Raw genomic sequence first — 22,951 nt, 5'->3', positions numbered from 1 at the left:
TTGTGAATGGGTGTCAGGCCGGGCGCGCGCCGAGATTGTCGGGTTGCCTTTCGATCAGGGTTGGCCTGAAAACCTGTTTCAGCGTCTGCGGATCTCCTCCCGCCATCCGCTGCAACAGGAATTCTCCGAGCGTCCTGCCGAGGACTTCGATGGGTTGGTAAAAGGTCGTGATCGGCGGCGTGAAATAGGCGCTGACATTGATATCGTCGTAAGCGATGACGTCGATATCGGTGCCCGCCTGTAACCCGAGGCTGCCAAGCCCCGAGAGTACGCCAAGCGTCGTGGATTCGTTGATGCAGATGAAGGCTGTCGGCGGTTCCGGCCGCTGCAGCAGGTCAAGCGCACTTTCGCGGCCAAAGCGGGTCGACAGGTCCCCTTCGGCGATCAGGTCCGCCGGTGTCTGAAGCCGGGCTTGCGCAAATGCGCGGGAAAAACCGTCGATCCTGTCCATCGCGTAGGAGAGGGGGCGCTGAGGGTTGATCAGCGCGATGCGGTGATGACCGCCGGCAATCAGCCGTTCCGTGGCGGCAAAGGCTGCCCATTCATTGTCGATATCGACATGCGCGTAGGTGAGCGGCTTGCGGCAGCGGCCGAGCGACACGAAGGGAAAGCCGCTTTCGACCAGAAGATCGATGCGCGGATCGTCGGCGAGGATACCGGAAAAGATGATACCATCGGCAAGGCCCTGATCCATGATCCGGCGCGCCATGTCGCAGCCATCCTGGGTGTCACGGATGACATGAACGGAGATGCGATAGTCGGACCCTTCCAGCGCCTGGCTGATGCCGCTGAGGATCTGGGTGTATTCGACACCGTCCCATTCATACTCGCGCACCGCGGTCACCGGCATCAGCACCGCCGCCTGATAGGTCTTGCCGGTTCGAAGCGCCATGCCGCGGGCATTGGCCTGATAGCCGACCTCCTGTGCCGCCTTGAAGATCGCATCCTTGGTTGCCTGAGCAACGACGGGCGAGTCCCTGAGTGCTTTGGAAATGGTGGCGATGGAATAGCCGGTGAGATCGGCCAGCGTCTTGATGGTCGGCGGTGTACGGCGCGCTGATTCAGTTTCTGCCATGCATGCCTCCCAGCTCGCCGACCTGATGACGGGACTCGTATCAGGCAATAAAAACGTTTTCAACAAGAATAAAATCGTTTTTATTTTGAGATCTACGTGAGAGGCAGGTGCATACGTGGCGAACATACGAGCCATCCGAGCATTTGATAGAGAGACGAAATTGCCAGCGTTATCAACATTTTAGGAAATTTTAATATGGATCTCCGTAGGCAATGCAGAGATAACATTTCGGCGGGTCACATCTGCGAATGTTTCGGAAATTTGTGAATTGAGCGAGAGTCTTCCCCGAAGAGCAGAGGGAGTTTGTCGCTGACAACGGGCGGTCGATTGCAGAAGGTTTCTGCTCGGAATCGGCTTGATTCCCGGGGATTTATGGCCGATCGCTGCCTGAAACGCGGATGTAAATCCTCACCGCGAATTGCGACAAGTTAAGGCAGCGCCAACCTTTAACGAAGTCGGCTTAAATCGGCCGGGCGATTGTTGATGATCGCTTCCATCGAAAAGAAGCCGGTGACAGTGGCAAGATCGAAGTTCGTGATGAGTTTCTGGTAAAAAGCGTCATATCCCGACATGCCGCGGGTCACGACCTTGATCAGGTAGTCCCAGTCACCGCCGATCCGGTAGAAGTCGATCACCTCAGGCAGGCGTTCCACATGGGCGCGAAAACCATCGATCCATTCCTTTGAATGGTGGCGGGTGCGGATCATCACAAAAACGGTCAGGTCGAGCCCGAGAGCCTTCAGATCGATCTCACTATGCGTGCCGCGGATGAGACCGGATGCGTGAAGGCGCTGCAGGCGGCGCCAGCACGCATTTTGGGACATACCGACCTTGTCGGCGAGGTCACGCTGCGACAGGCTGGCATTGCTTTGCATGGCGGACAAAATCTTCATATCAAAATCATCTATTTTGAATGATTCACCGCTCATATGACACGTTCTCTCGTAAAATAGGCAAAAAATAGGTGACTTATTTGATCGTGGAGCAGGATACGATCTGCGTCAATAGATTGATGTCAGGAGATCACCGTGGACCTTGCTCAACCCGTGCCGAAACAGAGCTCTCCTCTGACGAGGTTTCGTCAAAGCCTGAATGTTGCGGACGTTATTGCCGAGTTGCGCGATGGTCTCGTTGGCGCGAAGGCGAGGGTTTGCGGGCCTTATGGTGACAAGCCGCTGGTCTATGCCGACTATGTCGCATCGGGTCGAGCGCTTCACCAGATCGAGAGCTTCGTGCTTGAGGAAGTGCTCCCCTATTACGCCAATAGCCATACGGAAGCGTCCTATTGCGGTGGCTTCATGACCCGTATGCGTCGGCAAGCACGCGCACTGATCGGTGAACTCTGTGGTTCGACGGACCAGCATGCGGTGATCTTTACCGGCTCCGGCGCGACCGCGGGTATCAACCGCCTAGTCAAACTGTTCGGTGTCACCGCGATGGTTGCGGCTGGCAAACATGCCCGCGTCATTATCGGCCCTTACGAACACCACTCAAACATCCTGCCCTGGCGCGAAAGCGGCGCGGAGATCATCGAAATCGCCGAGCATCCGCAGGGCGGTCCTGATCTGTCGCTTCTAAAGGCTGCACTTGAGGACACTGGCGCGGATCTGACCATCTGCAGCCTGTCTGCGGCCTCCAACATCACTGGCATCATCAGTGATGTCGCGGCGATCACTGCGATGGTCAAGGCCGCGGGTGCCAGGATGATCTGGGACTATGCCGGCGCCGGTCCCTACCTGCCGATTTCCATGACGCCGGCACCCGGCGCCGAGATCGATGCGATCGTGGTCTCGCCGCACAAGTTCATCGGCGGCCCAGGTGCCTCGGGCATCCTGATCCTTCGCCGCGACAGCCTGGCAACTGACAAACCCTCGTGGCCGGGCGGTGGAACGGTCAAGTTCGTCTCGCCACAGACGCATGATTATTCCGACAGCGTTGAATCCCGCGAAGAGGCAGGCACGCCGAATGTCGTCGGCGATATCCGTGCAGCACTTGCCTTCATCGTCAAGGAGGCAATCGGTGCCGAAGCCATGACCGCGCGCAACCGCGAACTGGCGCAGCGCGCGTTCGATGCCTGGAAAGGCCTGCCGCAACTGGAAATTCTCGGTCTCGTGGAGCCGGATCGGCTGCCGATCTTTTCCTTCCGTGTGAAGAACAGCAAGGGGGGCCATGTCCACCAGCAACTGGTGACCCGCATGCTGAGCGACCGGTTCGGCATCCAGGCCCGCGGCGGCTGTGCCTGTGCCGGCCCTTACGTGCATCGGCTGCTGTCGATCGACTACGAACAGTCCGAGACTATCCGTCAGGCCATCCTGTCCGGTGATGAAATCGAAAAGCCGGGGTTCATTCGGCTGAACTTCAGCGTTCTGCTGCCAGACGACAAGGTGCAGTTCATTCTCGATTCGGTCGCGCAGATCTCCATGGATGCTGCGGATTTCGAGGCCGACTACGATGTCGATCCTAGCCGGGCGATCTTCTCTCCGCGAGCAGAAGTCAGGAAAGGCTCCGTTCATGCTGCAGCCTGAGGTCAAAGGCTTCTACGATGCCCGTACCGGCAGTATTCAGTATGTCGTCGCCTGTCCGAATACCCGCCAGTGCGCCATCATCGATCCGGTTCTCGATTTCGACGAGAAGTCGGGCTCGACGGCCACCGCCAACGCCGACGCCATCCTCGACCACGTTCGTAGCCACGGCCTTCAGGTCGTGTGGATCCTGGATACCCATCCGCATGCGGATCATTTTTCCGCAGCGCGATACCTGAAGGCCAAGACCGGTGCCCCCACCGCGATCGGCGAGCATGTCAGAGACGTGCAGAAAATCTGGGCGCAGATCTATAACTGGCCGGATTTCGCCTGCGACGGGTCGCAATGGGATCGTCTGTTTGCCGGCGCAGAAACCTTCAAGATCGGTGATCTCGACGTTCGAGTGATGCATTCGCCGGGGCATACGCTGGCCTCGATCACTTATCTGATTGGCGACGCCGCCTTCATCCACGACACGCTCTTCATGCCCGATAGCGGTTCCGCGCGCGCGGATTTCCCCGGCGGCAACGCCACCGATCTTTGGAAATCGATCAACGATATCCTGAACCTGCCCGAGGAAACCCGGTTGTTCACTGGCCATGACTATCGGCCAGGCGGGCGTGAGGCGCTTTGGGAAAGCTCTATCGCCGAGCAGAAGGCTAGCAATCCCCATGTCGCAGGCCGGTCCATGACGGACTTTGTCAGACTGCGCGAGGCGCGTGATGCAACCTTGCCAATGCCTAAGCTCATACTGCATGCGCTGCAGATCAATATTCGCGGCGGAGAACTGCCTGCCTGCGAGGAGAACGGCCGGCGTTACTTGAAGATCCCGCTCGATGCCCTTCCCGGGTCGGTATGGGGAGCTTGACCACTTGGACGGTTCGCTCCACCAGGTCCTTCTCGCAATCGCTTCCGGATCGCTGATTGGCTGCGTGCTGGGTCTGATCGGAGGCGGCGGGTCGATATTAGCGACGCCACTCCTCGTCTATGTGGTTGGCATCCGCGACGTTCATACGGCGATCGGAACCGGGGCGCTTTGCGTCTCGGTTAACGCCTACCTCAATCTGATCGGCCACGCGATCAAGGGCCATGTCTGGTGGCGCTGCGCACTGATCTTTGCATTTGCCGGCGCCCTCGGCGCCTATCTCGGTTCTAGCTTCGGTAAATTCGTGAACGGCCAGAGCCTGTTGTTCGCCTTTGGCCTGTTGATGATGTTCGTCAGCTTTGCAATGCGCAATGTGCAGAACCAAGCGGACATCACCGCTCGTTCGTTGACAATACAAACGCAGGGCAAAACTGGTGCGGTCGCGCTCGCAACTGGGTTCGGTTCCGGGTTCTTTGGCATCGGAGGCGGGTTTCTGATTGTGCCTGGGCTGCTGCTATCGACCCGAATGCCTCTCATCAACGCGGTCGGCACATCCCTGTTCGCCGTCGGCACGTTCGGGCTCACGACAGCGGTGAACTATGCCCTGTCGGGTTATGTCGATTGGCTGATGGCCGGATACTTTATCGCCGGAGGCATGGGCGGGGGGATCGTTGGGACGATTGCGGCCGGCCATCTTGCCAGCCATCGCACCGCACTAGCCGTTATTTTTCGTTGGGTCATCTTCACTGTCAGCATCTACGTGATTTGGCAAAGCGCTGCTGCATTGTGATCGAAAGGCACGCCAGCCTGCCGTTCACTGTGGCACCATTGCTCTCTCGTTGAAATCATTGCCAACGCCGTGTGGCTCAATTTCAGCCTACCTCTCTGCCTGCGAATGGTCGAGGGCTTGCTGGCTGCCCGTGGGGTCTTGGTCTCGCATCAAAGGGTCCGGCTTTGGGTGGCGAAATTCGGGCGTGGAAAGGTTGATCAGATCTGATCCCTCTTAGAGGAGCAGGGTCGCCACAACGTGCATGACCCCGGTTCGTCCGGCAATCAGGAACGTCTCCTTCAGGTCCAGGCAAGCTTCGCCGTGAACCCTGCGAACCAGATTCGCCCTCAATGGCCGTCCATCACAATCAGGTTGACCTGACATTACGCCTAATTTGGAGGGCCAATGGCCATCTTCTTTCGCACCTTCATAGATGCAGATGCTGCGTTCGAGAGAATAGAGACTTCTCTATCGGGAACTCCGGCATTCGACGGTTACTTCAGTGTCCACGGCGGCCATACCTTCTCACGGCCGAATGATATGGACGCAGAAGAATTCAAACAGGAAGTCGTCGATGCGTTGCGTGGCATCTGGGAGAAGGCGCAGTTTTGGACTGTATATTTATGCAACGACCAGCAGAGCGGGCCGTCGCTTAATGAGATCACCGCGGCGGCGATCCAGCTTGGCTCAAATTATCCTGGCGCGGTCGTTGTTACGCTGAGCATTCTCGGGCGTGTAGATAGCGATTCCGATCTTGAGTTGATTTTCGTGTGCTTTGTGCAGGATTCCGAACGCCGGAACTTCCGCGCACGCTACGAGGGGAAATTCGTTTCGAGGTAGAAGCCACCAGGCAAAATGGTGAAAGTTCCGCTGGATTGCCTGATGAGCAACTGCTTGGCGGCCTTCGTGTCACGCCGGTCTCGCGCCGGAGCTTCATTGCAAGACTGCCGGGGCTGTGAAGGTATAACCAACGCCATAGACCACCTTGATTGGCACTTCCAGGTTGGTCTGCTCGCCTATCTTGCGGCGAAGGCGGCTTACGACTGCATCCAGGTGCCGGTTGTCGAAATGGGTTTTGGGGCGGGCAATGGTTTCCGCCAGCTCCTTGCGCGCGCAAACACCACCGTCATGTTTGCAAAGCGTCCTGACAAGCGCGAACTCGGTTGCCGTTAGCTTGAGTGAACGCTGGTTCGGCGCCGTGAGGGTCCAGTTTCTGCTGTCCAGCGCCCATTTACCTGCCGTGTTGTCCGCAAAATCAGCCTGATCCCCTGTTCGCCGAAGCAGGCTCCGGATCGCGGCTTCGATCTCCCGCAAGGTACTGTGCTTGACGAGATAAATGTCAGCACCGCTTTCAAAGCCTCGAATACGGTCGTCGCCGTCGCCAAGAGCTGTCAACATGATGATTCCACAACGATAGGTTCCGCGGATTTCGCTGGCCAGGTCGAACCCATTGCCATCAGGCAGCCCGACATCGAGGATGATCACGTCAGGTGGCTCATCATTTGCCAGTGCCCGGCGCAAGCCGTCTGCTGTCGCAGTCCCTTCGGCCGTGAAACCGCACAATCCCAGGAAATCAACCAGATCCTTGCGCAGCCGCTGTTCGTCCTCGACGATCAAAATGCGGGTCAAGTCACCAACTCCTCTTGCAGGGCGGGCTCTGTCGCTCCGTTCAACACAGGCACGCGCGCCACAGCCGCCGTTCCCCCTCCTTCACGGGGGTGCAACTCCAATGCGCCGCCATGATAGGCCAGAAGCTTACGGGAAGAGTAAAGACCAAGCCCGGTCCCGCTTCCGGCCTTGGCGTTCGAGGCTCGGAAGAAGCGGCGGCCAATCTTGTGCAACTCAGCTTTCGGTATGCCGATACCGCGATCAGACACCTGGATAACGACGGAGCCATGTGCCGACAGGGTATCAATGTGAATGGGCTGGGTCTCGGGCGAATATTTGAGCGCGTTGTCGATGAGATTGATGACGACGGTTGCCAGCATATCGGGATCGACGAAAATCGAAGTTGCTTCGCCGCCCGTCTTGAAATGCAACCGTTCACCCCGCCCGGTCATGTCGAAATGCAACTGCACATCGGCCAGGAGAGATCCGATCTGCATCGATTGCGGTCGAAAGCCATTGTCGCGGTCGTTCGTCATGAAGCGATCAATCAGCGAGAACAGCCGGTCCAGCGCCTCACCAATTCCGGAAAGCCGTTCCATTGTTGCTTCACGCGATCGGTCTCCGACAAGGCCGATCATGTCGGCGGCATTTCGGATGACCGCCAGGGGCGTCCGAAACTCGTGACTGACAATGCGCATGAAGTCGGCCTGTTCTTCACGAAGGGCGCGTTCGGTTTCGAGGCTGGTACTCAATTGCTTTTCAAGGCTCCTGCGTTCCACCACTTCCCGGGACAAAGCGTCGTTCTTTTCGCGCAGGGCCGCTGATAGTCGCGAACTGACCATGAAGAGGAGGCAGGCGAACAGAGCGATCAGAAATAGAACGCCCTGCAACAGGTACCACGCGTTGCGATTGTCGAGGACCGTGATGTCTTGGGCCGCTGCCGGATTCCAATACTCGATGGCGCTGTGAACTATACTGGCTGCGATATATTCGCCCAGTACCACAATCGTAAACCATCGTAAAAGCCAGGGTTGTGTCCGGTCACGCAGGAGCGCCAGGCACATCACGGACATCATGATGATCGTGAAAAGGGTCGATGAGTGGATGCGGTGGGCAAGGTTCCCCGGATCGACGGCAAGGGCGATGCTCCAGACCACGACCTGAAAAATCAGCAGCGAGATTCCGATCCAAGTGTGGCGGGGTTGGCCCAGGAAGCGCGCCAGCCCTTCGGCGAGCAGGACTAGACCAAGTTTGATAACCGTGTTGTGCAGCACGATGGACCATGCTGCCGGTTGTTCGGCCCTCAAAATCATCAAGAGAAGCCCTATGGCAATTGCGGTAAACCCCGCTGCAAGAAGCTTGAGTTCGTAGAGATGCCGCCAGGCAAGCCAGACAAAAATCCAGACGACCGCCTGCAGGCTGGCAGTCGCCAGATTAACGACCAGGATTGTCTTGAGATCAAGCATTCTTGAGCATTTTTACAGTGGCTCCTGCTGCTGCAAGTCACGTAAGAAAACAACATATAGCTGGCAGGAGACGAGCTCGGACGCAAGAATAATCAAGTGATGTAAGAATTTGTAGGAATTCAGCTGAATTGATCGAATGATGTTTGGTTGTCATCGACCGGCAAATCCCAAGGAACGTACACCGAACGTCGCATGCAGGATTTGGTCAGAATTGAATCGTTTTGTTCGGTTGAATCTTCTGTCCTTGTCGCCTTATCGTTCGCTTCACTTTTGGGGGGCTCATCGCATGAGGCATGTTGTACGCACCGGAAAGATCCGTCACAGATCATCATCCCTCCCTTCATCCAGGCGTAGCGACCAGGCGGCAGTCTTGTCCGATCGAAACACATCGCGTCTGCTGATGGTGCTGGCCTTGGGTCTCGGCGGCGCAACCGTGGCCGGCAATGCGTATGCGGGCTGCACCGGGGCCGCGACCCAGACAATCGGCCAGGCCGACTATGGATACACGTGGTCCGCCTGTTGGGGCGACAGCGGTGCTGATGAAGACGATAAAAAGGACGGCGAGCCCGGGGCGAACATAACGCTCGACACCCAGGCCTCGTATACAGCCGGCGCAAGCCTGCCTTACACAGTGCCGTCGGAATCCGTCGGCGGCGTCATCATGACCTATACAATGGGTGGCGCAGGCGTCGACGAGGGAAGCGCTGGCGCGGGCGGTTCCGTGACGATCACCAATTCCGGCTCCATAACCCTGACGAGCTCGACAGATCCAGGCTCGATCGGCAGCTTGATTTCGGCGACGAGCTTCGGCGGCGACGGGGATTGGGATAACGACAACTACAAATCCAACGGCGGGGCTGGAGGGGCTGGAGGCGCGATAACGATCACCAACTACGGGGCGCTGGCCGTAGAATCTCTCAACTCGAACACGTCGAGAGGCATGGCCGGCATCTTTGCTGTAAGCAAGGGCGGTGTCGGCGGCGAACAGAATAGCGGCGCGGCGGGCGACCAGTCGGGTGGTGCCGGCGGCGGCGGCGGTACCATCAATATCACCAATACCGGACAAGTGAATCTCGGCAGCGAGACCAACCCATTGAACGGACTGGACTATGTCTGGGGCCTTGCCGCCGAATCCACCGGCCAAGCAGGCGGCGACGACAACGGCGCGGGCGGCGCGGGCGGCTCCATCGATATCGTGAACAGTCCGTCCGATAACGGATCCACCGGCGCGATCAGCATCTACGCGAACGACGCGGGCAGTGTGCGCGGCATCTATGCGCTGAGCCAGGGCGGTGACGGCACGGATTCTCATGACTCGTCTGACCATGGCGGCGACGGCGCAGACGGTGACCAGATCAATATCAGCACATATTCCGATATAACCGTGGTTGCCACCGGTGTCGGCATGAACGAACTGTCAGGCGGCATCGTTGCGATCAGTCAGGGTGGTGACGGCGGCGAGGGTACGAAGTCAACGACCGGAGGCCGCGGTGGGAGCGGCTCCGCCTTCGACTCGACCCTGACCCTCCAGTCGGGCGCCACGGTTTCGACCCAAGGTGACAATGTTGTCGGCATAGCCGCGCTGGCTTTGGGCGGGCGCGGTGGTGACGGCGCAAACGGTGAGAAGGACAGCTCGGGCGGTAACGGCGGTGCCGTCGGCGAGATTCAGATGAACGTCCACGGCGCCATCAAGACCGATGGCGACCAGGCCTACGGCCTGCTGGGCGGGAGTATTGGCGGTCAGGGCGGCACCGGCGGCGACGATACGGCCGTTGTCGGCACGAGCGGCGGTGGCGGCTACGGTGGCGATGCCGGTTCCGTTGGCGCGTATATGACGAGTGGCGCCCAGATCACGACAGTTGGGGATTTTTCGGCTGCAGTCACCTTGCATTCGATCGGCGGCGGGGGCGGCACCGGCGGCGACTTCACCGACGTGCTCGGTGGTGGTGCGGGCAATGGCGGTAACGGCGGCAATGGTAACATCGCGACCATCAACAATGCTGGCGGAACGATCAACACCTCGGGCGAGCATTCCTACGGCATTCTGGTGCAGTCGATCGGCGGCAGCGGCGGCACCGGCGGGATCGCCGATGGGCTGACGCTCGAGCTGGGCGGTGATGGTGGCGACGGCGGGGAAGCCGAGACGGCCAGTGTCCAGAATTCCGGCGTGATCACCACCTCCGGCTATTCGGCGCACGGCATCATCGCGCAATCGATCAGCGGCGGCGGCGGTGCCGCCGGTATGACGGGCGGCATCCTGTCGATCGGCGGTTCCGGCGGCAGCGGCAACTATGCCGGCACTGCCGAGGTCGAGAGTTCGGGCGCCATCAGCACGGCCGGCGACGCGGCGATCGGCATCATGGCACAGTCGATCGGCGGCGGCGGTGGTTCGGGTGGCGGAGCGAAGGGCATCGCGACCGTCGGAGGCTCGGGCGAGGCTGGCGGCTCCGGCAGCCATGCAAACGTATTGCTGACTGGCGGCTCGATCACGACGCAGGGGGAGATGTCGCATGCGATCATGGCACAATCGATCGGCGGAGGCGGCGGCAACGGCGGCAATGTGATCGACCTGTCGGTGGGTGTTCCGGCACTGGGCGTCGGCGGCACGGCCTCGGGCGGCGGTAGCGGCGGATGGGTCTGCGTCACCAATGTAAATTCCGGCGGCGATTGCCCCACAGTCTCCGGAGCGCCGCAGGCCGTGACGGTGGCGACCGCAGGTTCTGGCGCTGTCGGCATTCTCGCGCAGTCGATCGGCGGCGGCGGCGGCAATGGCGGCAACGCCACGGGCGGCGATGCCGGGCTCGGTAGCTTCCAGATCGGTGGTGGCGGCGGCGGCGGCGGCTACGCAAACACTGTGAATGTCGCCTTCCAGGGCCTGTACCTGACGACCCAGGGCTCGCACGCCGCGGGCATCGTGGCGCAGTCGATTGGCGGCGGCGGTGGCAATGGCGGTTCCGCCAGCTCCTATGCCGCCGATATAGGCTTCACGGCATCTGTGGCAGTGGGCGGCACCGGTGGGTCCGGCGGCTACAGTCAAGAAGTGGCCGTACACCTGACCGATAGTGTCATCCAGACCGGCCAGGACGGCGGCGACGTGACTGACGCGATCGGCGTGCTGGCGCAGTCTATCAGCGGTGGTGGCGGCAATGGCGGTTCCTCGATTGCCGATGCACTCACCGTGGCGGTGCCGACCGGCGAAGACGTCTCTCTGGCGATGAGCGTGGCCACGGCCGTTGGCGGCAGCGGCGGATCGACCCATACCGGCGGCGACGTGTCGCTGACACTGGACGGCAACACCGGGATCTCCACAAAAGGCGCGTCGTCGCATGGCCTTGTGGCACAATCGATCGGCGGCGGCGGCGGCAATGGCGGCAGTGCGTCATCGATGGCAGCGACCGCCGGCACGGTGGACACGATCAGCGCCGATATCGGCGTCTCGGTCGGTGGCTCAGGCAGCGGCGGCGGCGACGGCGGTACTGCCACGGTCGATCTCAACGACACCGCCTGGGTGGCGACTGCCGACGACTATGCCAATGCAGTCGTGGTGCAGTCGATCGGCGGCGGCGGCGGCAATGGTGGCATTGGCAGCGTCAACAGCAAGCAGATCGGCAGCGGCTTCAACCTCACGGCAAATGTCGGGGTCGGTGGCTCGGGCAGTGGCGGCGGCGCCGGCGGTGACGCGACCGTGCAGTTTGAGAATGGCACCAACGTGCAGACCAATGGTTCCGGCGCCCGCGGCCTGCTCGTCCAGTCGATCGGCGGCGGTGGCGGAACATCGCAAGGCGTCAGTGTCGGCCTGTCGGGCAGCGCCAGCCTGCCCGGCGGCGAAGAGGAAGGGGCTGATCCGGAAGCACCCGACGGTGAGATTTCCGCCAACGTCACGGTTTCCGTCGGCCGTACCGGTGGTGGCGGCGGCGACGGGGGTGTCATCAACGTCAAAACAGCGGGCAATATCGCTACTTTCGGTGGCGATGCCGACGGGGTGCTGGCTCAGTCCATTGGCGGTGGCGGCGGGCTCGGCGGTTCGATGGCGTCCGCCACGTCCGACGATTCGGACGAGCCCGATGACGAAGACAGCAAATACAATTTCTCAGTTGGCGTGGGTGGAGCAGGCGGTACTGCCGCCCATGGCAACACGGTTACACTGACACATGCAGGCCACATCACCACCACTGGTGACTGGGCTGACGGCATCGTCGCGCAATCAATTGGCGGCGGCGGCGGTACAGCCGGCACCTCCAGCATGTCCGGCAGCAAGGCGACCGCAAGCATTGACGTGGGCGTCGGCGGTCACGGCGGCGGCGGCGGCAATGGTGGCGCGGTGACGATCACCTTCGACAGTGACCAAGGCACCGCTGGTATCGCTACCGCTGGTTATAGCGCGCATGGTGTGCTGCTGCAGTCGATCGGCGGTGGCGGCGGTCAGGGTGGCGATGGCTCCGATCAGGCAGTCGGCGGGATCACGGTCGGCGGCGGCATCGGCGGTAGCGGTGGCGCTGGCGGCGATGGCGGCAAAATTACAGTCGCTGCGGCAAGCTGGCTTTCGCTGCAGACCAAGGGCGACGATTCGATCGGCGTCCTGGCCCAATCGATCGGTGGGGGCGGTGGTGTCGGCGGCGCCGGAAGCAGCAACGCGGCCGGCGACGACGATAGCCACGCCATCGATCTTGTTGTCGGCGGTAGCGGTGGTGTCGGCGGCAGTGGTGGCGAAATCGATCTGAACTACGGCGGCAGCGTGGACACCTATGGTGACCGGGCCCATGGCATTGTCGCGCAGTCGATCGGCGGTGGTGGCGGCATCGGCGGTGCCGGTGAAGCCGACAGCATCGGCTCGCTCGTCGTCGGTGGCGCGGGCGGTGGAACAATAGACGGTGGTGTCGTCATGGTCGATCTGACCAACGACAGCGCGATCCATACGGGAGGCCTGGCCGCCCATGGCATTGTGGCCCAGTCGATCGGCGGCGGCGGCGGCATTGGCGGCAGCGTCTCGGGTGCTTCGCTCTCTTTCAACGGAATGAGCCCCGGCAATAACGGTGACGGCAACGACGTCACCGTCATGATCGACGGTGATATCATCACGACTGGCGACTACGCCTTCGGCGTCCTGGCGCAGTCGATCGGCGGCGGCGGCGGTTTCGGCGGTAACGCGAGCGGCGCCTTCATCGGCTCCAATGGCAATCTCTCGTCGACCGGCAAAAGCGGCGATGTGACGGTGTCCCTTGATGCCGGCAGGAGTATCCAGGCGACTGGCAAGGATTCGATCGGCATATTCGCACAGAGCGATGCCGGGACGAACAACAACGGCAAGATAAACGTGACCGTTGATGGTTCTGTGACCGGCGGCTCCGGCGACAATGGCGCTGGCGTTTTGGTCTCGGGAGGCAAGGACAACCTGCTGACTGTCAATGCCGGAGGCAGTGTCTCGGCTGCTTCAGGGATCGCCGTCAAATATACCCCCGGTAGAACGTCGCCAGCGGGCAGCACCCTGACTGCATTCAACTACGGCACGATCAGCGGCAGCGTGAGCCAGGTGAGCGTGGAGGGTGACGCGCCGACCGGCAAGATATCCACCGGCGACGCCATGCCGAAGGCGGGCCGCGTCGGCCAAGACATGGCCATCTCCATCGTCAATGGGACAGGGGGCCTGTTGACGGATGCGGAGATTTACGAGGCTGACGTGATGAATCACGGCCGGTTGATGATCGGTCACTCTGATGGCGTCGACGCCACAAGGATCACAGGCGACCTCACGCAGGACACAGGCGGCATACTGGCGCTCACCGCCGACTTCGCCGGCTCCCGCATGGATCGTCTGACCATCGAGGGTGACGCGACGCTGGACGGCAAGTTCGCGGTGAACGCCATCAGCGTCCTGCCTGACATCAGTCTGCCGTTCCTCACCGTCGCAGGCACCCTGGACCATTCGCTGAGCGCCCAGTCGGCACTCTTCGACTACGCCATCACCCAGGCAGGAAACGAGCTGTCGGTTTCGGCGGAGTCGGCACACTTCGCCGAACCCGGCTTTACGCTGAACGAAGACCAGAGCAACGTCGCCGATCACCTGCAGGAGATCTGGGATATGGGCGGAGGTTCCTTCGGCACGCTATTTGGCACGCTCGGCTCCCTCGCCGACGACACTTCCGCCAGCTACCGATCGGCCCTTTCCGATATATCGCCCGGTATTTCGGGGGCGGCCGCCGCAGGCAGCATCGCGTTAACGCAGCAACGCCTTGACCTGCTTTTGAGCTGCCCGATGTTTGCCCCCGGCACCTTGTTCCTGACCGAGACGAGCTGCGCATGGAGCCAGGCAGGCGCCCAGACACTCGATCAGAAGGCCATGGACGGGGTGTCGGGCTTTAATACCAAGACTTATGCAATGCAAGCCGGGGTCCAGGTCGAGGTATCGCCGGACTGGTTCGTCGGTTTTGCCGGCGGCTACGACCGCAGCGCCATCCGCGGGGACGACGGCAGGGTCAGTGCTGACGGTGATATTGTCTATGCTGGTGCCTCGCTCAAGCATCAGGCTGGCCCCTGGCTGTTGTCGGGTGCCATCGCCGGCAGTTACGGCTGGTACGACAACACCCGCGCGATCCGTATCCCGGGCTTCGCCGGTCAGGCCGAGGGCGATCCGAATATCTACAATGTCAGCGCCCGTGTGCGTGCGGCCTACACCTTTGCGCAGGGCTCGTACTATGTGCGGCCATTGGTGGATCTCGACCTAATCTATTCTCATGCTGACGGCTATCGCGAGTCGGGAGCCGGCGCGCTTGATCTGCTGGTCGACGGCGCTGGTCAATGGAGTTTCCACGCGACTCCGGCCATTGAGGTCGGCACACAGGTGGAGGTCAGCGAGACGACATCCATGCGGGCGTTCGCCGCCGCGGGAGTGAGTTTCAGCAGCGTCGATAGCTGGGATACGTCAGCGCGGCTGGCCAATGCACCGGCCGGGATCGGCACCTTCGACAGCGCAGTGCCGCTGGCCAATGTGGTGGGCCGGCTGACTGCGGGCATCGATCTGACGAGCGATGACGGGCTTAGTTTGCGCATGAGTTACCAGGGCTCGTTTTCCGACACCTACACGAGCCACGGCGGTACGCTACGCCTGGGCTACAAATTCTGACGGGAGAGAGGGCCATTGCGACTTTCGCCGGGGATGGCGCATCCACGATGCAGAATTCGAAAGGCGAGGAAGTATGCGATGGAAAGAGCCCGGAAGCCTTGGATCCGGCTGTCGTCGGCCGCTCTTGTGACGGGCCGCCGATTGCCCTTCGCCTAACTTTTCCTCCAACCGTCCGGCGGATAACGATGTGCACTTTGGACACCTTCATTGCCAAAACCATCAAATGGTTTCTCATTGTTTTCGGTTTGGCGACCTGTGGGACATTGCCGTTTGCGCTCGACGTCAAACTCATCACACCGATGCTCGGTGGACTTGTCGATTTCACGCCTTCCAGCGTACCGGCCCTGCGACACTGGGGAATCATGATCTTCGGAATTGGCGTGCTGATGGTGGTCGCGGGGTTCCGTCCGTGGTTGCGATTTGAGACCATGGTATTCAGCATCCTCGAGAAGGCATTCATGGTCTATCTGTATTTAAGTAATCTCGGGGAGCCGTGGATAGCGGGTTATTTTGCGGCCTTCCTTATCGATTCCACGGTTGTCGCATACGGCGTCCTATACTTCATCAGTTCCAAGGGTCGGTCCCGCCGCTGGACCGTGTTGGACAGCGCTCTGAAAAATGGTCCGTCCTGAAGGATGCCCATGAGCCAGTGAGCCGCGATGAAGCAGCAAAAACATATGGCGCAAATGATCGCCATGAAGCTTCGTCAGGCCGACGGGATGATACTTTCAGAAATTGCCGGGGGCTTTTTAGCTCGCTCGCGGCCGAGCTTGTCGGATTCACACAGCGTAAAGTCGTCAAGGCACCGGATGATGAGGTAGCATTGACCGGCGCCCAAAGTGGTCGATAGGCTATCGATGCAAAGCTGCATCAAGCGGATCGGGCGGACCGACGGTTCCGGCAGGCCTGCGGCCGGCCTCATGATGCGCGCTACGTCGTGGATCACATTTACTGATGTCAACGCTTATCGCGTGGCAGTCAATTTGTTTCTAAGAGGTACTCATGCACACGCCGCCTGTCGTCAGCGACCTTGCCTCTGTCATACAGACATCCCTTGCACCAGTTTTTTTGCTTGCTGGTACCGCAGGCTTTGTCAGCATCTACACGACTCGCCTCGGGAGAGTATCGGACCGGCTGAACGAGGTTGCGGATAGGGGCAAGCAAAGCAAGCTGTCACGAATGCAGCTCGCGTATCTGCGGCGACGGGCACTTGCACTTGAGGTTGCGGTGGTACTTGGAGTGATGGCCGGCATTTGCACCGGCGGCGCAATCTTGAATCTACTCGCCGGCGCTCTTGCCATGGGACTGCGCCAAGAAAACCTCTTTTGGTTCTTTGGTGGTGCCATCATCTCGCTCATTGGATCGCTCGTTGCATTCCTGTTTGAACTGCTTATCGCCGGACGGAACCTGTTGCGGCAGATCCGCATTGACCGAGTATTCGAGGACTAGAATAGCGTTTGTGCTCGGATTTGGAGCATGGCGGATTTCGATCCTTGATGACGTGGGCTACGCTAACCTTGGCTTGCCGCGATCGGATTTCGGGGGCACAGGCAAGCATTCGTTTGAAGGCAACTCAGCCAAGGCGGTCTTCGACTGCTGAGCACGAGACGACTTGGCGCAGCGGCAGGCCGAACAACAAGCCCAGGGTCAAAGCGGTCCGGATCGTCAGATCGGAAGAACGGTGCTGGCCGCCACGGGTCTTGCGGCGTGACGCCGATGTGACATCGCATCCCTCAATCCAGCGTTCAGATTGAGGGAGACACAAATCAACACGCCAATCCGGACACCCGCGCAAAAGGCGCTACCGGCATCCGTCGTCGCGCCACCGGTTCACTTCAGCAACGCTTGCCTTGCCACTGCGCGGCCCATGGATAGTGACCGAGCGGGAGGCTGCAGCGACGGCGAAGTCGAGTGCTTCGTTGAAATGTTGGCCTTGCGTAAGACACCAGGTCAGCGTGCCGCCAAAGGTGTCGCCGGCGCCGGTGACGTCGATGACATCGACCTGAAATCCCGCCGTGTGCAGAACTGTCTCGCTGTTGCGCGCCTCGGCGCCGTCTGCGGCGAGCGTACGCACGACCCAGCCGATCTGGTGGTCTCGCATCCAGTCGCCGATACGGTTGATGTCGTCATGACCGAAAGCGGCGCGGAAGCCAACCTGATTGAAAATGACGACGGCAGCACCAATGAGATAGGGCATGTCTTCGAGCGTACAGCCACCAACGTCGAGATCGAAGATGGTGAGGCGGCCATGGTGACGTAGATCGGCCAGAAGCGCTGCCTGCTTCAAGACGTCATTCTCGGTTTGCGCATGCAACCGGCGGGCACGGTAAAGCGTCGTGTAGAGAAAGCCCGGCTGGCGCAGCGACTCAAGAGTTTCAGATGCCAGCCACATCGGCTGCTCGCCCATTTCGACGGTCAGCACGATATGCTCTCCGTCGACGAGAAAGATCAGATTGCGCGATTCCGGAATGCTCTGATCTGTCAGCATGTGATCGACACCGACGCCGTTCTTCCGCAGGTCGGCGATCAGCCGCTGTGACAGTGGGCTATCGTTCAACAACGAGATGAACTGCGTCTCACCGCCCAGCCCCGCATGGACAACGGCGGCATTGGCGATGGAGCCGCCGATTTCGGCGGGCAGTTCGGTGACCATGCCCTTGTCGGCCCGGCCTGGCCAGCGATCGGCGGTGTAATACTCGTCGATTGCCACGTCGCCGATGAAAAAGGCGGTCATGTATTTTCCTCCGGGTCCGCTTGAATTCGCCTTGGCCCACCTGCAACCGGGACCCAGGGGCTTTCGCCGAGACCGCAAACCGCCATCCAGTAATAGGCCGTAGGATCGGAAAGGCCCCGGCAAGCGTCGTGCCAGACGCCACGATGCATCACCACCGCCTGACCGGGCGCAATCACAAAAGCTTCGATTTCGTCCCGTTTGGCTGCATTGGTGTCCGATGCGGGGGCAACGGCAAGAATGACCGGCTGGGCAGCGCAGAAGATCGCTTCCTCGGTACCCGGATGACGTTCCATTGCCGTACAGTTCCACGGGGCGCCGCCGCCACGCGTCACCCCAAGATGGCCGGAACCCTCGATCAGCGATGTTTTGGTAAAACCATCGCTCCAGCCGTCGCCGGCGGTCCAGATCGCTTTGGGGTCGGTATCATTGGTGAGATCGTAGACCCTGCCGAAACGGGCAAAATTCTCGGGCGTTACCGGACGAGCGACAATGGTATCCGGCGCGCTCATGCGGCATGCCTTGTGGCGCGAACAGCCCGCATCAGACGGGCGACATGGGCGGCCTCGACGCGGCCGGTATCCTTGTGGTCGTGCTTGAACCAGCTGCCGACGACGGCGCCATCTGCATACGCCAGTTGTTCGGCGGCGTTGGTTTCGGTCAGGCCGGCGCCGATCAGGAGCGGGACGGTCCCGCCGGTTGCGGTGCGAAAGCGTGCCACCTTGTCCATGTCGGTCGGCTGGCCGGTCGCGTCCGAGGTCACTACCAGGCCGTCACAACGGGATGCGCCGATACGGACGTCCTCTTCTTCGGGCCGTCCCGACAGGATCGGCTGGTATTTGAACCGGACGCCGCCGAGCAGCAGCGCTGAAACGCTTTCCCGATGCGCGGCGAGATCGGCGGCGAAGGGCGCATCCTGTTCCAGCGGCAGATGACCGGCGACGGAATCGACCTGGATGAACGAGACCGGAAACCGCTTGGCGAGTGCGAAGGCGCGCACGTTGTCCCGCAGCACATTGACGCCAATACGGGTGCCAAGATCAAGGCCGCACAGTCGCTCCAGCACTCGCTCGACATCCTCGGCATCGCCGAAATAATTCTCGACCACGAGACCGTCGACTCCCTCACCGGCCATGATGCGGGCTTCTTCCTCGGCCTGGGTGAGCTTGGCCTTTGGGCCGTCACCAGCCAGATGCAGCATCCCGAGAATGGGTTTTGGGTTGATAAAAGTCTCGTCGAAACGGCTCATAAGTTGTTCTCCTGCGTCGCGCGGCTTTCAAGCCGGCGCGGTATCACGCCCCCAGCGGGTGGCGAATTTCATCTGGACGGCCGGCGAGTAGACGATCGACGTACGCTCCACCAACCGGTCGTCGGCGTCGAGTACATCCCCGCTGGCGCAAAGATAGCCCGGCACATCCAGTGCCGGGGCAAAGACCTCCCGCAGGCGATCGGACGGCGGCACGACGGTCAGCAGCAGTTCCGAGCGGAGGGGGTGGCGATCATAATCGCGGCGCAATACCTCATAGAGCGATTGCGCCGCGAAATCGTTGCGGTCGATGCCGGGGTAAAGGGCAAGATCCAACCGAGATCTATCGACGTTCAGCCAGTTTATCGTTTCATCATTGGCAAGGCCGCGCGCACGCACCAGCAGCAGTTCACCGTTTTCCACCCGGTGTTCGAGTACCCGCGTAACCGGACGCAGGCCTTGCCGGCGCGCCAGTTCGGTAAAGCTGCCGAAATTCCAGATATTGTGGCTGATCGGCCGATGCGAAACGATCGTGCCCCGGCCACGAACCTGCTGAACCAACCCTTCCGACACCAGAAGCGCCATCGCGTTGCGCACCGTCGTTCGGGCGATGCCGAACTGGTCGCGCAACTGGTTTTCCGAGGGAATGGCTTCCCCCTCGGAGAAATCACCGCTGAGAATGGCGGCGCGCAATGCCCGGTAAAGCTGCCGGTAAAGCTGCTCGCTCGAATAGAGGTCGAGGCGCAGCCGGGACAGTCTGTCATCGGAGCGTTCGTCTGTTGCGATGGAGGCGTCTGGTATGGAGGGGTGGGTCAAGGCAGGCTCCCGAACGGTTCCGTTACTTCGTGGTACCGTTTATCTTGAACTCTTCCACGCCGGCCTGTTTCAAGCCGTAACGGTCAAGGATCTGTGTATAAGTCCCATCTGCCTTCATGGCGTCGAGCGCGGCCAGCACGGCATCACGCAGACCGCCATTCGCCTTGGCGAAGGCGATGCCGTAATGGTTGACGTCGCCCACGTCGCCGATCTGGTAGAATTTTCCCGGTTCCTGCTTCATCAGGTCGAGAAGCCCTTCGAGGCCGATCACCGAGGCCTGCGCGCGGCCCTGGCGGATCTGCATGATGTGTTCGGCCTGGGTCGGGATCTGGATGACGGTGATCAGCTTGTCGGCGGGGCAAATGGACTTGCCGAGTTCTTCCGCCCAGGTGACCCAGCTTGTGCCGGTCGCCACAGCCACGGTCTTGCCGCAGAGGTCGGTCTCGGTCTTGATCTCGGCCTGATGATCGACGGACGAATAGAAGACGTTGCCGGTTCTAAAATAGTCAATGAAATCGAGCTGCGTCTGGCGTTCGACCTTGTCGGAAAATGCGGTCATGATCAGGTCGGACCGGCCGGTGACGACCTGCGGGATCAGCTGCGGGAATTCGACGTTCTGGAACTCGGCCGCGAGGCCGAGGCGCTCGGCGATGGCCTTGGCGAGATCAATGTCGAAGCCTTTCAGCTCCGTCGAACCAGCGTCGTTATATTCCATCGGTGGATAAGCAAGGCTGATCGTGACGTTTAGCTTGCCGGCGGTGCGCACGGCTTCCGGCACGGCGGCCGCCAGCTTTTCGTCGGCGGCGGCGTGGACCGCGCCGCTTGCGGCAAGGCTAAGGAACGTGGCTGAGGCGAGCGCCAGGGCCATCGGTAGCAGTCGTTTCATTTTCTCTTCTCCCATTGTTGAACTGTGGATATCAAGCCAGCACGCGGCTTAGGAAGCTGCGCACACGCGGATCGCCGGGATTGCTGAGCACCTGCCCAGGCGCGCCGGTTTCGCGAATTTCTCCGTCGATCATCACCACGACACGGTCAGCCACCTCACGGGCGAAGCCGATCTCATGGGTGACGACGATCATGGTGGTGCCGCCGCGCGCCAGGTTGCGCATGACTTCCAGCACCTCGCCGACCAATTCCGGGTCAAGCGCGCTGGTCGGTTCGTCAAACAGCATCACGCGCGGCTCCATCGCCAGCGATCGGGCAATTGCCACTCGCTGCTTCTGACCGCCGGAAAGCTGCGACGGGTAGCTGGATGCCTTTCCCGCCATGCCGACCTGTTCCAGCAGTTCCATGGCGCGGGCTTCGGCCTTGGCGCGGCTGAGACCGCGCACGACCATTGGGCCTTCGATGACATTGCCCAACACCGTGCGATGAGCGAACAGGTTGAAATGCTGGAACACCATGCCGAGCTGACTCTGCTGGGCGCGCAGCTGTCTGATCGGCAGCTCCTGGAGGGCGCCGCGATGGAGCGCGTAACCCATGATGGCGCCGTCGATCCAGACATAACCGCTATTCGGCGTTTCCAGATGGTTGATGCAGCGCAGGAAGGTACTCTTGCCGCTGCCTGATGGGCCGAGGATGCACAGCACCTCGCCATAGGCAACCTCAAGGTCGAGGCCCTTGAGAACCTCGTGGCTACCAAAACTCTTGCGGATTCCGACCGCCTTGACAGCGAGACTCATACTTCCCCCTCGACGGCTGGACGTCGAGCCCAACCCTTGAACCAACGCCGGTCCCTGGTGGTGGCTGCGGTATCGCGGCCGAAATAGCGTTCGAGATAATACTGGCCGATGGAAAGCACGGTTGTTCCGGCCAGATACCAGACGGCACAGACGAACAGCAGCTCGATAACGGCGCCGTTGATGAAGTATATCCGTTGTGCGGCGTTGAGCATTTCGCCCATGGCGATGGTCGCGGCCAGCGACGAGAATTTCAGCATGCCAATGGCGCTGTTGCCGAGAACCGGCAGGATCAGCCGCAGGGTCTGCGGCAGGATAATACGGCGCATCGTCTGACCCGGTGTCATGCCGAGCGTATGAGCCGCTTCCTTCTGGCCGCGATCGACGGAGCCGATACCGCCGCGCACCACTTCCGTCAGATAGGAGCCTTCGTTGACGCCGAGGCCGAGAACAGCGGCGACGAAGGGTGTCACCACATCGACCATGCGCTCATCGACAAGGCCCGGAATGTAGAGCCGCGGAAAGACAAGGGCGATGTTGAACCAGATGAGAAGCTGCAGCAGAACCGGGGTGCCGCGAAATATCCAGACGTAAAGCCAGGCTGCGAACCGCAGGATCGGATTTTCCGAATGCCGCATGATGCCGAAGACGAAGCCAAGCACAACGCCGAGCACCAGCGCGCAGGCCGAGATCAAGAGGGTCCAGCCGAAACCTGTGATGATGACGCCGGCTGTCAGGAATTCTCCGACGACGGGCCATTGGATTTGCCCAACGGCAAAAGCGCGGCCGATCATGGCAAGAAGCAGAATAACGGCGATGCCGCTGAGCCAGCGCCCAGGATGGCGCAGCCGGCGAATGGGCGTGTCCGGTCCCGGCAGATCCGGCAGGGACAACGCGGACGTTGGTTTGGGGGGCGATTGGGTCATGGCATCCAATTGTAGGGTTAGGCCTACAACTTACTAGGCACGTTTCAGGAGGGAGTCAAGTCGGATACCGAACATTCGGTACCGGTCGATTGCATCGCTGGTTCGATGCGCATCCTGCAGGCTCGCCG

18 protein-coding genes and 2 pseudogenes are annotated in these 22,951 nt (G+C 60.8%); 8 read left to right on the top strand and 12 right to left on the bottom strand.

The features are described from left to right. Positions 1 to 13 precede the first annotated feature (13 nt). Both ASD36_RS28615 and ASD36_RS28610 read right to left on the bottom strand, forming a co-directional pair. Positions 14 to 1,075, bottom strand: a complete 1,062-nt coding sequence (locus tag ASD36_RS28615; RefSeq protein ID WP_060509480.1) for a LacI family transcriptional regulator — start codon at positions 1,073 to 1,075, stop codon at positions 14 to 16. Positions 1,076 to 1,521: 446 nt separating this feature from the next. Further along, complete coding sequence (locus ASD36_RS28610) at positions 1,522 to 2,004, bottom strand: Lrp/AsnC family transcriptional regulator (RefSeq protein WP_060509478.1); 483 nt, start codon at positions 2,002 to 2,004, stop codon at positions 1,522 to 1,524. A gap of 99 nt (positions 2,005 to 2,103) precedes the next feature. Here ASD36_RS28610 and ASD36_RS28605 point away from each other — a divergent pair, with 99 nt between their 5' ends. The 5 genes and pseudogenes from ASD36_RS28605 (at position 2,104) to ASD36_RS28590 (ending at position 6,071) form a co-directional block, all read left to right on the top strand. Then, on the top strand, positions 2,104 to 3,600 hold the full coding sequence (locus ASD36_RS28605) for an aminotransferase class V-fold PLP-dependent enzyme (RefSeq protein WP_060509476.1): 1,497 nt from the start codon (positions 2,104 to 2,106) through the stop codon (positions 3,598 to 3,600). Beyond that, complete coding sequence (locus tag ASD36_RS28600; RefSeq protein WP_060509474.1) at positions 3,587 to 4,465, top strand: MBL fold metallo-hydrolase; 879 nt, start codon at positions 3,587 to 3,589, stop codon at positions 4,463 to 4,465. The genes ASD36_RS28605 and ASD36_RS28600 overlap by 14 nt, the downstream gene beginning before the upstream one ends. Positions 4,466 to 4,469: 4 nt before the next feature. Continuing rightward, a complete protein-coding gene (locus tag ASD36_RS28595) occupies positions 4,470 to 5,252 on the top strand; it encodes a sulfite exporter TauE/SafE family protein (protein ID WP_244489882.1) in 783 nt (260 codons plus the stop codon). Between the two features lie 27 nt (positions 5,253 to 5,279). Next, positions 5,280 to 5,438, top strand: a pseudogene (locus ASD36_RS31625) (IS6 family transposase); the annotation flags it as partial. Positions 5,439 to 5,636: 198 nt separating this feature from the next. Further along, positions 5,637 to 6,071 (top strand): hypothetical protein, encoded by a 435-nt coding sequence (locus ASD36_RS28590; protein ID WP_060509469.1) that lies wholly within the window; start codon positions 5,637 to 5,639, stop codon positions 6,069 to 6,071. Between the two features lie 93 nt (positions 6,072 to 6,164). On the opposite strand, the gene ASD36_RS28585 is transcribed toward ASD36_RS28590, so the two are convergent. Together ASD36_RS28585 and ASD36_RS28580 are read right to left on the bottom strand one after the other, a co-directional pair. Next, on the bottom strand, positions 6,165 to 6,860 hold the full coding sequence (locus tag ASD36_RS28585; protein WP_060509467.1) for a response regulator transcription factor: 696 nt from the start codon (positions 6,858 to 6,860) through the stop codon (positions 6,165 to 6,167). Then, positions 6,857 to 8,305, bottom strand: a complete 1,449-nt coding sequence (locus tag ASD36_RS28580) for a HAMP domain-containing sensor histidine kinase (RefSeq protein WP_060509465.1) — start codon at positions 8,303 to 8,305, stop codon at positions 6,857 to 6,859. Before ASD36_RS28580 ends, ASD36_RS28585 begins: the two co-directional genes overlap by 4 nt. A 286-nt stretch (positions 8,306 to 8,591) precedes the next feature. Here ASD36_RS28580 and ASD36_RS28575 point away from each other — a divergent pair, with 286 nt between their 5' ends. From ASD36_RS28575 to ASD36_RS28565, 3 genes are all read left to right on the top strand, one after another. Further along, positions 8,592 to 15,425, top strand: coding sequence for an autotransporter outer membrane beta-barrel domain-containing protein (locus ASD36_RS28575; protein WP_060509463.1), 6,834 nt, complete (start codon positions 8,592 to 8,594; stop codon positions 15,423 to 15,425). Positions 15,426 to 15,472: 47 nt separating this feature from the next. Next, a complete protein-coding gene (locus ASD36_RS28570) occupies positions 15,473 to 16,057 on the top strand; it encodes a hypothetical protein (protein ID WP_156393929.1) in 585 nt (194 codons plus the stop codon). Positions 16,058 to 16,427: 370 nt separating this feature from the next. Continuing rightward, entirely contained in the window at positions 16,428 to 16,874 is a 447-nt protein-coding gene (locus ASD36_RS28565) for a DUF2721 domain-containing protein (RefSeq protein ID WP_060509460.1), read from the top strand. Between the two features lie 163 nt (positions 16,875 to 17,037). Here ASD36_RS28565 and ASD36_RS30865 read toward each other — a convergent pair. The 8 genes and pseudogenes from ASD36_RS30865 to ASD36_RS28530 form a co-directional block, all read right to left on the bottom strand. Continuing rightward, positions 17,038 to 17,139, bottom strand: a pseudogene (locus tag ASD36_RS30865) (IS5/IS1182 family transposase); the annotation flags it as partial. Between the two features lie 87 nt (positions 17,140 to 17,226). Beyond that, positions 17,227 to 18,159 (bottom strand): carbohydrate kinase family protein, encoded by a 933-nt coding sequence (locus ASD36_RS28560; protein WP_060509458.1) that lies wholly within the window; start codon positions 18,157 to 18,159, stop codon positions 17,227 to 17,229. Then, positions 18,156 to 18,668 carry an ureidoglycolate lyase gene (locus ASD36_RS28555; RefSeq protein WP_060509456.1) on the bottom strand — a complete coding sequence of 171 codons (513 nt, stop codon included), beginning with the start codon at positions 18,666 to 18,668 and terminating at the stop codon, positions 18,156 to 18,158. The genes ASD36_RS28560 and ASD36_RS28555 overlap by 4 nt, the downstream gene beginning before the upstream one ends. Then, positions 18,665 to 19,405 (bottom strand): BtpA/SgcQ family protein, encoded by a 741-nt coding sequence (locus ASD36_RS28550; RefSeq protein WP_060509454.1) that lies wholly within the window; start codon positions 19,403 to 19,405, stop codon positions 18,665 to 18,667. Before ASD36_RS28550 ends, ASD36_RS28555 begins: the two co-directional genes overlap by 4 nt. A gap of 27 nt (positions 19,406 to 19,432) precedes the next feature. Further along, on the bottom strand, positions 19,433 to 20,218 hold the full coding sequence (locus ASD36_RS28545) for a GntR family transcriptional regulator (RefSeq protein WP_060509451.1): 786 nt from the start codon (positions 20,216 to 20,218) through the stop codon (positions 19,433 to 19,435). Positions 20,219 to 20,240: 22 nt separating this feature from the next. Next, entirely contained in the window at positions 20,241 to 21,104 is an 864-nt protein-coding gene (locus ASD36_RS28540) for an ABC transporter substrate-binding protein (protein WP_162252469.1), read from the bottom strand. 31 nt (positions 21,105 to 21,135) lie between these two features. Next, entirely contained in the window at positions 21,136 to 21,900 is a 765-nt protein-coding gene (locus ASD36_RS28535; RefSeq protein ID WP_060509446.1) for an amino acid ABC transporter ATP-binding protein, read from the bottom strand. Next, positions 21,897 to 22,823, bottom strand: coding sequence for an amino acid ABC transporter permease (locus ASD36_RS28530; RefSeq protein ID WP_082562870.1), 927 nt, complete (start codon positions 22,821 to 22,823; stop codon positions 21,897 to 21,899). Before ASD36_RS28530 ends, ASD36_RS28535 begins: the two co-directional genes overlap by 4 nt. Positions 22,824 to 22,951 lie beyond the last annotated feature (128 nt).

This window comes from Rhizobium sp. Root1334 (assembly GCF_001426665.1).
GTDB lineage: Bacteria > Pseudomonadota > Alphaproteobacteria > Rhizobiales > Rhizobiaceae > Pararhizobium.
This window is presented reverse-complemented; position numbering and strand designations above follow the sequence as displayed.

What these genes read in the sequence shown, in the direction of transcription:
- ASD36_RS28615 (WP_060509480.1), bottom strand. Translation starts at nt 1,075, where the DNA reads ATGGCAGAAACTGAATCAGCGCGCCGTACACCGCCGACCATCAAGACG.
- ASD36_RS28610 (WP_060509478.1), bottom strand. Translation starts at nt 2,004, where the DNA reads ATGAGCGGTGAATCATTCAAAATAGATGATTTTGATATGAAGATTTTG.
- ASD36_RS28600 (WP_060509474.1), top strand. Translation starts at nt 3,587, where the DNA reads ATGCTGCAGCCTGAGGTCAAAGGCTTCTACGATGCCCGTACCGGCAGT.
- ASD36_RS28590 (WP_060509469.1), top strand. Translation starts at nt 5,637, where the DNA reads ATGGCCATCTTCTTTCGCACCTTCATAGATGCAGATGCTGCGTTCGAG.
- ASD36_RS28580 (WP_060509465.1), bottom strand. Translation starts at nt 8,305, where the DNA reads ATGCTTGATCTCAAGACAATCCTGGTCGTTAATCTGGCGACTGCCAGC.
- ASD36_RS28575 (WP_060509463.1), top strand. Translation starts at nt 8,592, where the DNA reads ATGAGGCATGTTGTACGCACCGGAAAGATCCGTCACAGATCATCATCC.
- ASD36_RS28570 (WP_156393929.1), top strand. Translation starts at nt 15,473, where the DNA reads ATGCAGAATTCGAAAGGCGAGGAAGTATGCGATGGAAAGAGCCCGGAA.
- ASD36_RS28565 (WP_060509460.1), top strand. Translation starts at nt 16,428, where the DNA reads ATGCACACGCCGCCTGTCGTCAGCGACCTTGCCTCTGTCATACAGACA.
- ASD36_RS28560 (WP_060509458.1), bottom strand. Translation starts at nt 18,159, where the DNA reads ATGACCGCCTTTTTCATCGGCGACGTGGCAATCGACGAGTATTACACC.
- ASD36_RS28555 (WP_060509456.1), bottom strand. Translation starts at nt 18,668, where the DNA reads ATGAGCGCGCCGGATACCATTGTCGCTCGTCCGGTAACGCCCGAGAAT.
- ASD36_RS28550 (WP_060509454.1), bottom strand. Translation starts at nt 19,405, where the DNA reads ATGAGCCGTTTCGACGAGACTTTTATCAACCCAAAACCCATTCTCGGG.
- ASD36_RS28540 (WP_162252469.1), bottom strand. Translation starts at nt 21,104, where the DNA reads ATGAAACGACTGCTACCGATGGCCCTGGCGCTCGCCTCAGCCACGTTC.
- ASD36_RS28535 (WP_060509446.1), bottom strand. Translation starts at nt 21,900, where the DNA reads ATGAGTCTCGCTGTCAAGGCGGTCGGAATCCGCAAGAGTTTTGGTAGC.
- ASD36_RS28530 (WP_082562870.1), bottom strand. Translation starts at nt 22,823, where the DNA reads ATGACCCAATCGCCCCCCAAACCAACGTCCGCGTTGTCCCTGCCGGAT.